This window comes from Filomicrobium sp., from assembly GCF_025698805.1.
GTDB classification, from domain to species: domain Bacteria; phylum Pseudomonadota; class Alphaproteobacteria; order Rhizobiales; family Hyphomicrobiaceae; genus Filomicrobium; species Filomicrobium insigne.
Genome location: NZ_JAILWT010000004.1, coordinates 429,534 through 444,576 on the forward strand (window position 1 = coordinate 429,534; position 15,043 = coordinate 444,576).

Genomic DNA, 15,043 nt, shown 5'->3' on the forward strand with positions numbered 1-15,043 from the left:
TTCGAGGGAGCTACGCTGCCGAACGGACCGTATCGAGGAAACTCGAGACTTCCGTCTTCAGATGCACCGCCTGGCGCGACAGTTCGGTCGACGAACTCAAGACCTGCGATGCAGCTGACGAAGAATCATTGGCAGCCTGATTGACACCGATAATGCTGGAGGAAACTTCTCGCGTTCCTTCCGCAGCCTGCATGACGTTGCGGGAGATTTCCGACGTCGCTGCAGCCTGCTCCTCGACCGCAGCAGCAATCGACGCCGCGATTTCGCTCAATTCGCCAATCGCATTTGTCGAGGCACTGATGGCCACCGTGGAGCCCTCCGTTGCCGTTTGGATGTTTTGGATCTGCGTGGAGATATCCGAAGTTGCCTTCGCGGTCTGTTCGGCGAGAGCCTTCACTTCCTGAGCGACGACGGCGAAGCCCTTGCCGGCCTCTCCCGCACGTGCTGCTTCGATCGTGGCGTTGAGTGCGAGCAGGTTCGTCTGCTGCGCAATTTCCTGGATCAGTGTCACGACGGAACCGATTTCATGGGCCGCTTGCGACAATGTCGTAATGCGTTCCACTGTATTGTCGATCTCCTTGGCAGCGTGGCTTGCCTTGCGAGACGACGCATCAGCCTGACGACCGATTTCCTGGACAGCGCCTGCCATCTCTTCCGTGACGCTAGCGACACTTCTGACGTTTACCGAGGCCTGCTCAGAGGCTGCGGCAACGGACGACGATTGAGCGCTTGTCTCTTCCGCAGCCGCCGCCATCGTACTTGCCGCCGATTGCAACTGAGAGGATGCACTGGCGACGAACTCGATGATGGAACCAACCTTGGTTTCAAACTCATCGGCAAGATGCATCATCGCCTTACGGTTCTCGACCTGCAGCTTCTCGCGCTCCGCAGCGGCTTCACGCTCATGTTCCTGAGACCGGATGATGCCGTCCTTAAAGACCTTGAGCGAGGCAGCCATGCGGCCGATTTCGTCGCGATCCGTTATACCCTTCGGCTCAGCAGTCATATCATGCTTTGCCAAACGTTCGGTCACGCTCGCTAGAGCTTTCAAACGCCTGGAGACGCCCAAGTAAACGAGTACGCCGGAGAGAATGGTGCCTAACAAAATGACTGACGCTGCTACAGCGACCGCCAAGTTCAGGCGTTCTGCTGCGGTCGCAGCCCCCTTCGATGCGCCTCTTAGCATCACGGAGAGCGCCATTTCAGCTTCGTTCAAGGCAGACGAAATCTCATCCAAGCTAGCCATCGTGTGGGCCTGAAGTTCGATGGTATGCGCCATATCAACAGTCATTGGATCTCGCATGGCTTCGATCTGCGGATTCGCCGCATCCGTTACCCACGTGCTCCACGCATCGCCAAACCTGTCCAAGGACGCACCAACACCCGCAAAGAACGTCGATGTCAAACGGCGAACACTTTCAAGATCCGCAGAAACTCTTTTGACGTCCTGCTCGAAGTTTTTCACCTTTTCGCGGTTCCCCGTAATGAGGAAGTGACGCAGCTCCGCTATCAGCCTGTTAGAGCGATCTCGCAGGTCCGTCATTTTAGACTGTGCCGCGATCACGTCGAACGTTACTTGCGACGCGCTATCGACATCGTCGGTCTGAACCTTCACGACCGCAAACGACCCGAGAGCTACGAGCGATAGCGCCGCGAAAGCGCCAATCATTTTGTTTGTTACTGAGATATTGTTGAGCATGGCATTGCCTATCAGAACGCTGGGGTACGGCGCCGTGAAAGCTCCGTCAGATTGATTTCCACGGTGATCGCGCCAAACGCGTCACCACTGTCTTTGTCGGCAAGCGTCATGCTGACCTGAGATGTCCAGATCTTCAGACCGTCGTCGAACTCCGGCTTGTCAATAAAGATTTCTGTCGGCCCAATGGCGAAGGTTTTTTGAAACTTCGCCTCATCGCCCTGCCAGTAGTCGGTCGTAATGGAGCTTTGGCCTACATTGAGTCCATTCACATCCATTATGAAGATCTCTTTATAAAGACCAACGGATGCAGCTTGGCGTTTCAAGAGATAATTCGAAAGCGGACTCGCGATCGTTGCCGAAATCAGCGGCTTATCATCAGCCTGCGCTTCCTCGCGCCACGTTTTATCGAGCTCGTCAATCTCATCCTGCGTCAAGACACCATGGCGCTGATTTTGGGCCTCGACAGCCAGCTTGACGATGGGCTGACTTGACCAACCCTTGATCTCTTCGATCACATCCGGCGTAATCAGGCTTTCAACACGCCCCGGAAACTCCTGAGCCAATGACGAAGATGCAGCCAAGCACATGAGTGGAATAAATGCGAAATTTCTCATCATCACTCTCCCCCAATCCTTCCCTTTCCTGATCACTACAGGAATCACGATAAAAAATGACTTAATATGCATATTGAAAATAGGTAGTTACGCTTTTCTGCTCTCATTGTGGCTTAGGCAACCGAAATACTCCCTACATCCTCAACGTTCGGCCATAAGGAAAACCATTACCGGCTAAACTCCCGTAATCGCGGGCTTTTGCATCCGATTCAATTGAGGCTCGAGGTGTACGGTGCACAGCCCCACTTCAAAACGAGAGCTATTTCTCGCCGACGTATTTAATTTTGAAAATGTCGATATCTTTTTGGTGCCTATCGTTGACACCCAAGCAGAAGTCCGGGTGATATCTACCGCCAAACATCTCTAACCACGGACAATATCAAACCATATAAGTTGCACAGACTCCCGCATGCGGACGCTTGTATGGCCTCCCGCACAATTTCGAAAAAATACCAATTTAGGCGCTTGCGACGTCTTACCTAAGGCGCACCAAATAATGCGCGCCCGAAAGCAAACAAATGCTCACGCGCCACTCGATCGGAGCCTCATTCAAAGCGTACATAGTACGATCGAGCCGGATCAAAGGAAGGCCCGGCGCAATTTCTAACGCCTTCGCTTCTCGCTCCCCCGCAGCGACGGCCGTAATCCGCTCTTCACCGTGAGAAACTGTTAAACCGTATTCTTTTTGGAAGTGATCATAGAGCGTGTTGGGAATGGTCTTTTCCTTGACGAGCCCAGGAAAAAACTGGCGTGGCAACACGATCGTTTCGTAGATCATAGGCTTACCGGCGTGGGTACGCACGCGTGAGACCCGGATGACCTCTGCGCCCACATCGAGCTTTAGCCGTTCCCGCTCTTCTTTGTTGGCACGCGCAATACTCATGCGTGTGTTTTGCGAGTCCGGCTCGATATGCCCCCCCCCATCCTCAAACAGGTTGAAGAAGCGGAAGAGCATCTTGTCCGGCGTGTGTTCCGCCACGAAGGTTCCGCGGCCCTGACGGCGCTCTACGAGATTATCGACGGCCAAGGCATTGAGCGCCTTACGCACGGTCCCCTGGCTGACACCTATCTCTCGCGCCAGTTCGAACTCGCTCGGAATGAGCTGACCTGGCCGCCATACTCCCGTTCGAATGCGATCAACAAAGATCGCCTCTACCTGAGCGTAAAGAGGCTGTGCCGCGAGCGCCGTCGTTAGTTCGGCGCCCGATGGGGAAGCTTCTTTCGAATTCGGCTTGCGGGTTGCGCTCATGTCTTATGTCTTATACAAGAGGTCGATGTGTGTGCAATTTATTTCACATAGCGAAACAGAGGACGGACAGTGGCAGAAGTTCCCCATTTCCTGGTTCACAGCCCAAAGGACAACGTTGGCGTCGTTGTCATCGAAGGGCTCAAAGCCGGCACGGACATGCTCGGCGTAATCACTGAGACGAATACGACTCTCAATCTTACCGCGCTTCATGACATTCCGATCGGTCACAAGGTCGCCCTGAACGATCTCGCAGCTGGCAGCACCGTCATCAAGTACGGCGAGGACATCGGAAAAATGGTCGGAGACGCCAGCTGTGGCGGTCACGTTCATGTTCACAACCTAAAGACCAAGCGCTGGTGAGGACCAAGGGAATGGCGTCGCAATATTCGAATCTTTCGTTCAAAGGCTATCGGCGTGACAACGGCCGCGTCGGCGTCCGTAATCACGTGGTGATTCTGCCGGTTGACGATATCTCAAATGCCGCCTGCGAAGCTGTCGGCAATAACGTCAAGGGCACGCTCGCCCTGCCGCATTCTTACGGACGGCTTCAGTTTGGCGAAGATCTGGAGCTTCATTTCCGCACTCTGATCGGCACAGGCTCCAACCCCAACGTAGCGGCCTGTGTCGTTATTGGTATCGAGCCTGGCTGGACCAAGCGGATCGTCGACGGAATCGCGAAGACAGGGAAACCCGTAGCGGGCTTCTCCATCGAGCAGAATGGTGATTTCAAGACGATCATGGACGCGTCGCGCCAAGCTAAGGAGTTTGTCCACTATGCGACAGAACTCCAACGTGAGGAGTGCGGTATTTCCGAGCTTTGGGTGTCGACGAAGTGTGGTGAAAGCGACACCACAACCGGGCTTGGCTCTTGCCCGACCGTCGGCAACATGTACGACAAACTTCTGCCAGAAGGGATCTACGGTGTCTTCGGCGAAACGTCGGAAATCACAGGTGCCGAACATATCTGCAAAGCCCGTGCAATCAATCCGGAGGTTGGCGAGCGCTGGTACAAAATGTGGAAGGCTTACCTGGATGACGTCATCGAAGCGAACAAGGTCGATGACCTGTCTGAAAGCCAGCCGACAAAGGGAAACATAGAAGGCGGCCTGAGCACGATTGAAGAGAAGGCACTCGGCAACCTTGAGAAGATCGGACGCACGAGCCGCTACATCGACATACTGAAGCCTGCTGAAGCTCCAGCTTCCGGCCCCGGCCTCTACTATATGGACACATCCTCAGCGGCGGCGGAATGCGTCACACTGATGGCGGCTGGTGGGTATGCGGTACATACGTTCCCAACGGGTCAGGGCAATGTGGTCGGCAATCCAATTGTTCCGGTCATAAAGATTTCGGCCAACCCAAGAACCGTACGGACGATGAGCGAACATATCGATGTAGACGTCTCGGGAATTCTTCGTCGTGACATGACGCTTGATGATGCAGGTGATGCGCTAATCGAAATGATCGTGCGCACGGCGAACGGGCGCAATACGGCGGCAGAAGCGCTCGGCCACCGTGAATTTGTCATGACAAAACTGTACAGAAGCGCATAGTTCACGAGCACTTTTGAGGAAACGCGGGAGAAATAAGAGCCGATACGGCCGGTTCTCCTGTCCAATAAGACTTCACCAGGTTCTGGGAAGCGAAAAAGCTCAGCAGTAATTCTTATTTGGGCTCGGCGATATCGCTTCCTAGCTTCTCCAGGTGAATAGCCAAGGGAGGACGAACTCAAAATGTTGTCTGGATCCAAATCTCTTTTCAAGACAATCGCTGCGGCGACACTGGCTCTCAGCTTCGGCACGATAGCTAGCCAAGCTGACGACTTTCCTTCTAAACCCATCAACTACATCATTCCGTTCGGACCCGGCGGTGAATCCGATATCACCGCACGGCATCAGCAGCCGTTCTTCAAGAAGATGTTCGGCCAGGACCTGGTTATTTCCTATAAACCCGGCGGCGGTGGTGCAACGGCATGGGCGCAGCTCAATTCGATGCCGAATGACGGCTATACGATCATGGGCATCAACCTTCCGCATATCATCATCAAGCCGATGCAGAAGGATGTTGGCTTCAAGACAGAAGACCTCGCCGGCTTCTATATGTTCCACTACACGCCGGATGCCATCGTCGTCACAAATGATAGCCCGTTCAAGTCGCTCGACGACCTCATCAAGTTCGCCAAGGAAAAGCCGGGTGAGCTGACCTTCTCCGGATCGGGCAAGGGCACGGCCAATCACTTGGCACAGGTGACATTTGATAAGCTTGCCGGTGTCAAAACAACCTACGTACCGTTTAAGGGGACGGGTGCAGCGGTTCAGGCCCTTCTTGGCAATCAGGTTGTGGCAAGTTGGGGCTACACATCCGTGGGTGCCAAACATGCCGACAAGGCCCGCATGCTTGCCGTCGCCATGGAAGAGCGCCACCCCGCTTTCCCTGACGTTCCTACTTTTAAGGAACTCGGGTTCGACATCGTCTCCGGTGCCTATCGCGGAATCGCAGTACCCAAATCTACCCCACCAGAAATCCAAAAGAAGCTTTCGGATATGATTGGCAAAATCAATGCCGATCCGGAATTCCGCAAGCGCATGGAAGCTGACGGGTTCTCGCTCGTTGATGTCGGCGTCGATGGCATGGAAGCGTTTCTCGCAGAAAAGGCCAAAGGATATGCTGAAGCTGCGAAGGAAGCCGACGTTATCAAATAGCTTTTGCGTCTAGTCCAATAGCAGGCTTGAGGGGGTACTCATGGCCGCGATAGAGCACTTGCTAGCGGCGTTGAGCCCCTTCAATGTCCTGTTGGCCTTGGGAGGCGTAATAGCCGGCACAATTGTCGGCTCCCTACCAGGGCTGACCGCGACGATGGCCGTGGCGGTTCTCGTTCCCATCACATTCTCGATGGAGCCCGCTTCGGCACTTATCTTGATGGGTGCGATTTACACGGGTGCCATCTATGGCGGCGCGTATGCCGCGATACTTCTCAACACACCTGGAACACCTTCCGCCATCGCCACGACTTTCGATGGCTACCCGATGGCCAAGCGGGGCGACGGCGATCTCGCTATGACGATTGCGTGTCTCGCTTCGGTTGTCGGCGGCCTGGTCGGCGCCCTGTTCCTAATGGTGCTAGCCCCGCCGCTCGCCGGTGTGGCTTTGGCCTTTGGTCCGGTGGAATACTTCTGGCTCGCTGTCTTCGGTCTGTCGCTGATTGCTTCCCTTTCCGAGGGGAACCTGCTCAAGGCGCTTATGGGTGGTTGCCTGGGGCTTTTGCTTTCAACGGTGGGAGTCGCTGAAGTCAGCGCGGATATCCGGCTGACCTTCGGTTCCCAGGTGCTTATTGGCGGCATCGAGACTGTTTCGGCACTGATCGGGCTGTATTGTATCCCGGTTTTGATTGACCTGGTCGCAACGCCAGCGCGTCATCTTAAGGTGACTCAAGAAAGCAAGGGTTTGCGTTTGCGCGAAGGCCTCGCGCTTTCCTGGAAACACAAATTCAACTTGATGCGCTCATCGATTGTCGGGACGTTCGTCGGCATCCTGCCAGGAGCTGGCGGTTCGATCGCAGGTCTTGTTGCCTATTCGGAAGCGATGCGCTCGTCGAGAAATCCCGAGAAATTCGGCAAAGGTGCACCTGAGGGCATCCAGGCTTCCGAATCCGCAAATAATGCCACTGTCGGCGGAGGTTTCATTCCGACATTGGTTCTCGGCATTCCCGGAACGCCACCTGACGCGGTTATCCTCGGTGCATTGCTGGTTCAAGGTGTGAAAGTCGGGCCCAACCTTTTCACGAGCCAAGGCTCGATCGTCTACACGTTTATATGGGGCTTGTTTCTCGCGACGATTCTCATGCTGCCGGTCGGCTTGCTGATCGGTCGCTACGCTTATCGAACGATCATTACCATTCCGAAGGCTCTGTTGGTTCCGACGGTCGCCTTCATGACGTTGATCGGGTCTTATTCCATACGGAACTCGACCTCCGACGTGGCAATCATGGTTATTCTCGGCTGCATCGGGTGGGTTCTCGGCCGGTTCGGGTTTTCCGCTTCACCGATCGTTCTCGGCCTAATCCTTGGGTCTATTGCCGAGCAAGGCTTCGTCCAAGCCTGGACCATCGGGGCGGCCACGCACAACCTTGGCGGCATATTCTTTGGCCGGCCAATTTCGATAGCAATAATCCTCTTTATCGTCCTCTCGCTGTTCGGACCTTCTCTGGTTCGATTCATTCGCGGCAAGAAGGAGCGCCCAAATGACGGCTGAGTCGCAGGCCCGAGATACCGCAACGCCCTTTATGGCTGCCGCCTTTGCCGGTCTTGCCACCCTAGTCCTGTGGGACACGACCAGCTACACCGATGCCGATTCCTTCGTTTTCCCACGGACGATTGCCATCGTGCTTATGGCGCTTTCGATCGTCCTCGCGCTGCAGTGGCTTTTCGGGTTTGGTAAAACGAATGGACAAGCCGCCTCCGGCGCCTCAACATTCCGGCGGATCGTGCTTGCCGCGGCAATGTTGGGCGGAGCACTGGCGATGCCCTATCTCGGCTTTCTGCTCGCTGGCCTCATCGCATTTGCGGTGATCCTCGTTACTGCGATGTACGATCCCTGGACGCCCTATCGCCTGGTCGTCTATCCCGTCGCCGGCGCGGTGATCGTTGGAGGTTTCTACCTTCTCTTTTCGCGCGCACTTCAAGTTCCCCTCCCCACTGGACTCTGGACAGGCTTCTAGACGCAATGAAAATCACGAATATCCGAACGGGCATCGGACCGATCGCGTCCGACATACGCAACGCGTACATTTCCTTCTCGACCATGACCATCAATCTGGTCGCGGTCGAAACAGATGTCGTTCGCGATGGCGCGCCCGTCATTGGCTACGGGTTCTCGTCGAATGGCCGCTATGCGCAAACCGGCATCATCAAGGAGCGCTTCATCCCGCGCATCCTGGAGGCGGACCCGGCGACCTATGCGGATGAAGCAAACGGAACAATTGATCCGCAAGCTGTCTGGCGTACTTTCATGTCAAACGAGAAGCCGGGGGGCCATGGAGATCGGGCTCACGCCGCCGGCGCGCTCGACATGGCCGTGTGGGACGCTGCCGCGAAGATTGCCGGCAAGCCCCTCTGGCGCCTTCTGTCCGAACGGTACAACGGAGGACAGTTTGATGAGCGTGTACTCGTCTATCCGGGTGGTGGCTACTATTACCCTGGGAAAGAACTCGACGGCCTCAAGGCCGAGATGCACGGCTACCAGGAGCAAGGTTACAAGCACGTCAAGATGAAGATCGGCGGGGCCGATTTAGCTCTCGATGTGAAGCGGATCGAAGCTGTGCTTGAGGTCGTCGGCGACGGAAGCCATCTGGCTGTCGACGCCAACGGCCGGTTTGATCTCGAAACCTCCCTCGCCTACGGACGGGCAATGGAGCCCTATGGCTTGTTCTGGTATGAGGAAGCTGGCGACCCGTTGGATTACCGGCTCAATGCCGTTTTGTGCGAACACTACGCGGGCCCAATCGCCACGGGTGAAAACCTGTTCTCACATCAGGATGCGCGCAATCTTCTGCGGTACGGCGGCATGCGTCCGGATCGCGACTGGATCCAAGTCGATCCGGCGTTATCTTACGGCCTGAGCGAATATCTCCGTTTCCTCGACGTCGTAAAAGCGCATGGATGGTCGCCGCGGCGTCTCATCCCGCACGGCGGGCACCAGCTCGCGCTGAATATGGCTGCCGGACTGCAGATGGGCGGCTCGGAGAGCTACCCGGGCGTGTTCCAGCCCTATGGTGGCTTTGCCGACAAACTTCCCATCGTCGACGGCTATGCCACCCTTCCTGAAGATCCCGGCCTGGGCATCGAATTGAAACCAAAGATGTACAGCGAGATCCGCCGCCTGTTGGACTATTAAGCCATGCCAGATATCGTTATCTCCGAATTCATCGACGCCGCTCCCGTGGCAGCGTTGCGAGAAAAGTACGACGTGCTGTCCGACGAGACATTGTGGGACAAGCCTGCAGAACTTAAGGCTGCCCTAACCGACGCCGTAGCCATTATCGTGCGCAACCGCACCCAGGTGACCGCAGAGGTCATTGAGGCGGCACCCCGGCTGCGCGCGGTCGGACGCCTTGGCGTCGGGCTCGACAACATCGACCTTGCCGCCTGCCGTGCCCGCAATATCGCCGTGCTTCCCGCAACCGGTGGTAATGCCGTTTCGGTGGCGGAGTATGTGCTCTGTGCCTCCATGTTACTTTTGCGAGGGACCGCATTTTTTGGCTCGCAGCGGCTCGCAAACGGTGAGTGGCCGCGCGCAGAAATGAGCCAGGGCCAGGAAATTTCCGGTAAGGTTCTCGGCCTGATCGGCTTCGGGTCCATCGGCCAGTCAACCGGCGAGCTTGCGCGCAATGCTGGATTTGTCACGCTGGCTTATGATGACTTCGTGCCAGCGGACAGTCCCGCCTGGGCGCAAACGGAACACGTCTCGTTGGACGACCTGCTGGCGCGATCCGATGTCGTCAGTCTGCACTGCCCTTTAACGGATGACACGCGCGGCCTCATCGGAGAGCGTGAAATCAATTCCATGAAGCCCGGTGCTATTCTGATCAATACCGCGCGGGGTGGGATTGTCAGCGAAGCCGCCGTTGCTGCAGCCTTGCGGAGCGGGCATTTGGCCGGCGCGGCGCTGGATGTGTTCGAGACTGAGCCGATAGACAAGGATTCTGCTGCTGCATTCAAAGGACTTGCGAACGTCATTCTAACGCCGCATATCGCCGGCGTGACACGCGAGGCTAATATTCGCATCAGCGCTGTGACGGTCGAAAACGTTCTTAAAGTCCTGAACAACAACGAGACACCATGACAACCACCCGAGTTCCAGTCGAGGAGCTGCGCGCGCTTGCCGAGCGTTGCCTCATCGCGGCCAATACCAGCGAATGGAATGCCCAATCCGTTGCCAAAGCCTTGGTGCAAGCGGACATCGACGGGCAGAAGGGACACGGCGTCGTACGCGTCGCGACTTACAGCGCCCAGTCGCGGACCGGTAAGGTCGATGGTCACGCGAAGCCGAAGATGACGCGAACGCGCCCCGGCAGTCTCATGATCGACGTCGCGAACGGCTTTGCGTTTCGCGCTTTCGAGTTGGCGACCGAGGAACTGCCCAAACTCGCGCATGAGACCGGGATCGCGGCGGCCGGCTTCGTACGCTCACATCATGCCGGTGCGCTCGGGCAAGCGGTGGAACGGCTCGCTGATGCCGGCATGATGGCGATGATGTTCGCCAATACCCCGCACGCGATGACAGCCTGGGGCGGCAAGCGCGGCGTTTTCGGAACCAACCCCATTGCCTTCGCGGCTCCGCGCGCCAATGGTGCGCCCATCATTATCGATCTGGCTCTCTCGCAAATTGTGCGCGGCAAAATCCTCTCTGCAGCTCAACGCGGCGAGCCTATTCCTGAGGGCTGGGCCAACGATGCCGAAGGCCGCCCGACGACGGACGCCAAAGCCGCGCTTAAGGGGACTGTTCTGCCGATCGGAGGTCCGAAGGGTGCGGCTCTCGCGCTGATGGTAGAAATCCTCGCGGGCTCATTGACCGGCGCCAATCAAGCCTTCGAAGCGACCTCCCTCTTTGACGGCGAGGGCCATCCTCCCGGAATCGGGCAATTCCTCATCGCAATTGATCCGGGAGCTTTTGGAGGTCCGGCGGCTGCTCAGAAAATCGAGCTTCTTGCGAGCACGATCGAAGCCGATACAGGGACCCGCCTGCCGGGTGCAAGCCGTCGCGAGACGCGTGAAGCCGCCGCTCGCGACGGTGTCAGCATTGAAGACGGTCTTCTCGCTTCACTGAACGAAATGGCGCAACAGACCGCCTAAGACGGCGGTCTGGACTATCGTAACGACCGAACGTGTAAGCGGCGACGCGTTGCTAAACGCGCGCGCCCGTCGGCTGGATGATGATGCTGCCATGATCGCCGCCAATGATCTCTTCGTCTGACAGCTTGAAGTTCTCCATCGCCACAGTGCCGTAGCGTGAGAAGTAGTCCTTCAACGACCGCTCAATCCCCGGATCATAGTCAGGCCGCGCGACATGCGTTGCGCCTTGCGTGACGTGGACGACTTTGCCGTTGCGAACAATCAATTCGCCGTTCTTGAACACGAAGAGTGGTGTCGCGAACATGGCTTCGCGATCTGGGTTATCCTCATAGACGGTGATGTCCGCACATGCACCAACGCCAAGATGGCCGCGATCCCGCAAGCCCAGACTCCGTGCAGGCCCAGCGCGGGTCATGATCGCAATCTCGTAAAGCGTATACTCACGATCCAGCGTACTCAACGTGCTGGACGCGGCCGCATCCGGATTGATCTTCTGCATCATGTCGTTGCGGAAGCCCTTGTCCATCAACAGCCTGATAAGATGCGGGTAACACGTGAACGGTGCGCCATTCGGGTGATCTGTGGTCAAGAAGATGCGCCAGGGATCGTCGATCAAGAGGAAGGTCTCAAGGCCAATCGCCCATTGCAGAGCGTTGACGAAGCTCTTGTCGCGATAACGCATGGGAACGACACCGCAACCGGCATCGCACTCGATGTCCATGACGACCCACTTGTTGGGATGCGCGCTCTTTGTATTGCCGTACTGGCGCATGCTGTCGCCGGAGGCCGTACACGTCTGGCCGAACAAGACCTGACCGACGTCGATCGAGACGTTCTTGTGTTGGTTGACCATTTCGGCAACGCGTGCCGCACCTGAGGAAAACTTCCTGTCCCCTTCCGTGCCGTAGCTATGGAACTGGATATGGGTCAGGTGGACGGGCAGGTCTTCCATTGCCCGGATGGTGTTGAGGGTCGTTTCGACGTTACCAGGAACGCCCAAGTTGCAGCCATGGACATGGAGGGGGTGAGCGACGCCCAGTTCCTTCAATCCGCGCGCAAGCGTGACGAGGATATCGCGTGGCGTGACGCCATAGTATGAGTTCTGTTCGTCCAGGTCTAACTTACGCTGGTTGAACTTGAACGCGCTGATCCCGCCCGGATTGACGACCTTGACAGCGATTGCCTGCGACGCGTGCATCGTCCAAGCGATGTAATCCTTGATGGCTGCGAAATCCTGCCGTCCCGCGAGCTGGCGTAAGAAAAAGTCATCGCTGCCCAGCATTGCGAACGCGCCTTTGTCGACCATCGGCGTGTCGCCCATTTCCATGTGGGCCTGGCGCGCGTTGGCAGGCAGCATGGCGGGCTCAAAGCAGGCGGTGTAGCCCATTTCTGCGTACCGGTAGCCGGTCGTGAGCGTGGACGGAACCGCGTGCCCCCCGCCAGCTCGTGTAATGTCGGTGTGCGCAACCTCATGACCACGATGGTCGTCGGGCAGCATCATCCGGCCGATGGTCATCTTGCCACCACCGATGTGCGTGTGGGGATCAATGGCGCCAGCCATTACGACCCTTCCACGAAGCCCGTATTCCTGATCGACGCGCGCATCTGCCGGCGGCGAAACAATCCGACCATCTTGGATATAGATGTCGCGAACTTCTCCGTCGATGCCATTAGCCGGATCGTAGACCTTCGCGTTAGCGAGCTTTATCAGCATTATTAAGCGTCCCGGAGATTAGAGTGTTGCACGCACGGCCTGTAGTACGTCAGCGACGCGCGGGAGTTCGGAGCGATGCAAATTCTGCAGCGGAAGCGAAACGACGCTGTCGACGCGGATCAAGCGCCCAACGTGATCTACACCCGGCGTACCTACCGGAATAAACACTTCGGGCTGGCGTTTCACTTGCAGTCCCGGCGTACCGAGCACTACCGTAGGGATATTAGTTTCAGGCGGGGCTAGCTGAGTGGATATGGAGGCGACCCAGACAAGCAAATCCCCCTCTCCATCGGTCACCATACGATCTACCGAATAGATCGCCGGATCGTAGTCCGGCTTCCCGGTTGCATAGCTTACGCGGAGCGGGAAGCCGCTTTGCCAGCTGCACAGCGAACTGGCCGTGGTCAGGCCCTCGTTGCCGCCGAGCGTCAAACCGCCTGAACGCGTTGTCGTGTTCAAGTCTTTGACGATTTCGCTGATCGTATGCACGGCGAGGTGGCCGTTGGCGAAATCAAACGCCGCAGGAGACCAGACCAATACACTATAATGTGCGTCTCGCAGGAGTGCGGCCAACGATTCAAGATCGCTTATCGCGATCCCCGCCACGTCTTGCCCTGAAACCGGGAAATCTCGCAGGCGGGCCCGCAAGACGGACAGAACATCTCCAATCTGGTCGCTCGGGCAGGGCAGTGTGATGACATCGCCGATGCGCGGCCCGACTGCGCCCGACGTATCGAGTCCCTCACCAATGAAAACTATCGTCCGTTTTTCGGGCGTGGTGTCGAACATCGACTCCGGCGGGCAAACGATCCGCTCAAAGAACCGCGGATGCATTTTCTGCACATCGGTCCCGACGATCACGATCACATCGGCCCGGTTGCGGACTTCCGTGAGCGTAGACATGATCCAGCCGGCTGATTGGAGCACGCTCAGATTGCGTTCCAGAGCTGCGCTGAGTGCATGGTCAACGGTACCCCCACTGCGATCCGCCAGCGCCATGATGGCACGCATGCCGTCCACGTCGGTCGCTGACCCACTGTAGAGCGGCTGCTTCGCGGCCCGCACCAGCTCCGACACCTTTTGGATAGCTTCGCTCAGCTCTACGTCGCGGCCGGAGATTTGTGGTTTTGCTCCGGAGACAGACCGGGCAAAACCACTGCTGGATTTCGGGCAGCCATTCTTTATGACCTTCAAGCTACCCGCATCCGAGCGAGCAACTTCCAGGTCATCGCACAGCATGCCGCAAAACGGGCAAGGCACATTGGTGAAACTCTGGGACGCAGCGTGTTCGCTCATCCATTACCTCTATCTGAGCTGGATTTCGCCGTGGCGGTCGGTCGATTAATCTTAAACCACGGGTTGCCGATTTGAGCAATCTCAGTGGATTTTCCGCATGATTTCAATCAGTTGACTGATGGAACGTAGGTTTCGCCTCTTGAATTCACTCGAACTGAGTAGATCAGCATGCGGAACTTTTTAAGGCTTTGGCGACAACCGCCGACTGTTAAGTAGTGGCCAGACCTTACTTAGCCCTTGCAGAAAGCCAAGTATGGATCTTGCTGCTTGGCCGGCGGCACTTTTAAACTGGCGAAGCATAATCTTCGTTTTGTTGTGTCGCCGTTTGTAGAAGCTAATCTGGGCCGGCGTAGTCCCTTGGCGAATACACGTTTCGACCGCCGCAATTTTTGCACAATCTCCGCAAAACGGCGATAGTTTGACATCTAAAACGATAACTAGTCACACCCCAGAAAATATAAATAAAAAACTGTCTCGCGGTCTTTTGAGATTACCCTCAAACTCGCGTCTTCTTCTTTTAATACAATAAATGAGCAGATACTTTTGCAGCGCCTGTTTCGTGTTTCGAATGGCCAGGACGGCTTGAACTCAAAAGCGTGTTTGCCGGTGCATCTCTTTCCG

General features: G+C 56.7%; 13 protein-coding genes. 8 read left to right on the forward strand and 5 right to left on the reverse strand.

Annotated features, from left to right (window positions below; translation table 11 throughout):
- Positions 1–10: 10 nt before the first annotated feature.
- The 3 genes from K5845_RS13000 to K5845_RS13010 form a co-directional block, all read right to left on the reverse strand.
- Positions 11–1,699: a methyl-accepting chemotaxis protein gene (locus K5845_RS13000; RefSeq protein WP_090226182.1), complete on the reverse strand. Its 1,689-nt coding sequence runs from the start codon at positions 1,697–1,699 to the stop codon at positions 11–13.
- An 11-nt stretch (positions 1,700–1,710) separates the two neighbouring features.
- On the reverse strand, positions 1,711–2,316 hold the full coding sequence (locus K5845_RS13005) for a hypothetical protein (RefSeq protein ID WP_076605301.1): 606 nt from the start codon (positions 2,314–2,316) through the stop codon (positions 1,711–1,713).
- Between the two features lie 472 nt (positions 2,317–2,788).
- Complete coding sequence (locus tag K5845_RS13010) at positions 2,789–3,562, reverse strand: GntR family transcriptional regulator (protein WP_046478012.1); 774 nt, start codon at positions 3,560–3,562, stop codon at positions 2,789–2,791.
- Between the two features lie 69 nt (positions 3,563–3,631).
- On the opposite strand from K5845_RS13010, the gene K5845_RS13015 reads away from it, so the two are divergent.
- The 8 genes from K5845_RS13015 to K5845_RS13050 all read left to right on the forward strand — a co-directional run bounded on the left by K5845_RS13015 (position 3,632) and on the right by K5845_RS13050 (position 11,412).
- The gene (locus K5845_RS13015) at positions 3,632–3,922 is read left to right on the forward strand and encodes a UxaA family hydrolase (RefSeq protein ID WP_046478011.1); all 291 of its coding nucleotides are present in this window, start codon (positions 3,632–3,634) and stop codon (positions 3,920–3,922) included.
- Between the two features lie 11 nt (positions 3,923–3,933).
- The gene (locus K5845_RS13020) at positions 3,934–5,115 is read left to right on the forward strand and encodes a UxaA family hydrolase (RefSeq protein ID WP_046478010.1); all 1,182 of its coding nucleotides are present in this window, start codon (positions 3,934–3,936) and stop codon (positions 5,113–5,115) included.
- Between the two features lie 180 nt (positions 5,116–5,295).
- On the forward strand, positions 5,296–6,264 hold the full coding sequence (locus tag K5845_RS13025; protein ID WP_287959157.1) for a tripartite tricarboxylate transporter substrate binding protein: 969 nt from the start codon (positions 5,296–5,298) through the stop codon (positions 6,262–6,264).
- A 40-nt stretch (positions 6,265–6,304) separates the two neighbouring features.
- Positions 6,305–7,813, forward strand: coding sequence for a tripartite tricarboxylate transporter permease (locus K5845_RS13030; protein WP_046478008.1), 1,509 nt, complete (start codon positions 6,305–6,307; stop codon positions 7,811–7,813).
- Complete coding sequence (locus K5845_RS13035; RefSeq protein ID WP_046478007.1) at positions 7,803–8,279, forward strand: tripartite tricarboxylate transporter TctB family protein; 477 nt, start codon at positions 7,803–7,805, stop codon at positions 8,277–8,279. The genes K5845_RS13030 and K5845_RS13035 overlap by 11 nt, the downstream gene beginning before the upstream one ends.
- A 5-nt stretch (positions 8,280–8,284) precedes the next feature.
- Positions 8,285–9,454 (forward strand): mandelate racemase/muconate lactonizing enzyme family protein, encoded by a 1,170-nt coding sequence (locus K5845_RS13040; protein ID WP_090226187.1) that lies wholly within the window; start codon positions 8,285–8,287, stop codon positions 9,452–9,454.
- Positions 9,455–9,457: 3 nt separating this feature from the next.
- Positions 9,458–10,402 (forward strand): hydroxyacid dehydrogenase, encoded by a 945-nt coding sequence (locus K5845_RS13045; RefSeq protein WP_287959158.1) that lies wholly within the window; start codon positions 9,458–9,460, stop codon positions 10,400–10,402.
- A complete protein-coding gene (locus tag K5845_RS13050; protein ID WP_287959159.1) occupies positions 10,399–11,412 on the forward strand; it encodes an Ldh family oxidoreductase in 1,014 nt (337 codons plus the stop codon). Before K5845_RS13045 ends, K5845_RS13050 begins: the two co-directional genes overlap by 4 nt.
- Positions 11,413–11,464: 52 nt before the next feature.
- Here K5845_RS13050 and K5845_RS13055 read toward each other — a convergent pair whose 3' ends face one another.
- Both K5845_RS13055 and K5845_RS13060 read right to left on the reverse strand, forming a co-directional pair.
- Complete coding sequence (locus K5845_RS13055; RefSeq protein ID WP_046478003.1) at positions 11,465–13,126, reverse strand: formylmethanofuran dehydrogenase subunit A; 1,662 nt, start codon at positions 13,124–13,126, stop codon at positions 11,465–11,467.
- A gap of 18 nt (positions 13,127–13,144) precedes the next feature.
- Complete coding sequence (locus K5845_RS13060; RefSeq protein ID WP_090226197.1) at positions 13,145–14,422, reverse strand: formylmethanofuran dehydrogenase; 1,278 nt, start codon at positions 14,420–14,422, stop codon at positions 13,145–13,147.
- Between the last annotated feature and the right edge of the window lie 621 nt (positions 14,423–15,043).

Coding starts and splice junctions, on each gene's coding strand:
- K5845_RS13000 (WP_090226182.1), bottom strand. CDS start 1,699: ATGCTCAACAATATCTCAGTAACAAACAAAATGATTGGCGCTTTCGCG.
- K5845_RS13005 (WP_076605301.1), bottom strand. CDS start 2,316: ATGATGAGAAATTTCGCATTTATTCCACTCATGTGCTTGGCTGCATCT.
- K5845_RS13010 (WP_046478012.1), bottom strand. CDS start 3,562: ATGAGCGCAACCCGCAAGCCGAATTCGAAAGAAGCTTCCCCATCGGGC.
- K5845_RS13020 (WP_046478010.1), top strand. CDS start 3,934: ATGGCGTCGCAATATTCGAATCTTTCGTTCAAAGGCTATCGGCGTGAC.
- K5845_RS13025 (WP_287959157.1), top strand. CDS start 5,296: ATGTTGTCTGGATCCAAATCTCTTTTCAAGACAATCGCTGCGGCGACA.
- K5845_RS13030 (WP_046478008.1), top strand. CDS start 6,305: ATGGCCGCGATAGAGCACTTGCTAGCGGCGTTGAGCCCCTTCAATGTC.
- K5845_RS13035 (WP_046478007.1), top strand. CDS start 7,803: ATGACGGCTGAGTCGCAGGCCCGAGATACCGCAACGCCCTTTATGGCT.
- K5845_RS13040 (WP_090226187.1), top strand. CDS start 8,285: ATGAAAATCACGAATATCCGAACGGGCATCGGACCGATCGCGTCCGAC.
- K5845_RS13045 (WP_287959158.1), top strand. CDS start 9,458: ATGCCAGATATCGTTATCTCCGAATTCATCGACGCCGCTCCCGTGGCA.
- K5845_RS13050 (WP_287959159.1), top strand. CDS start 10,399: ATGACAACCACCCGAGTTCCAGTCGAGGAGCTGCGCGCGCTTGCCGAG.
- K5845_RS13055 (WP_046478003.1), bottom strand. CDS start 13,126: ATGCTGATAAAGCTCGCTAACGCGAAGGTCTACGATCCGGCTAATGGC.
- K5845_RS13060 (WP_090226197.1), bottom strand. CDS start 14,422: ATGAGCGAACACGCTGCGTCCCAGAGTTTCACCAATGTGCCTTGCCCG.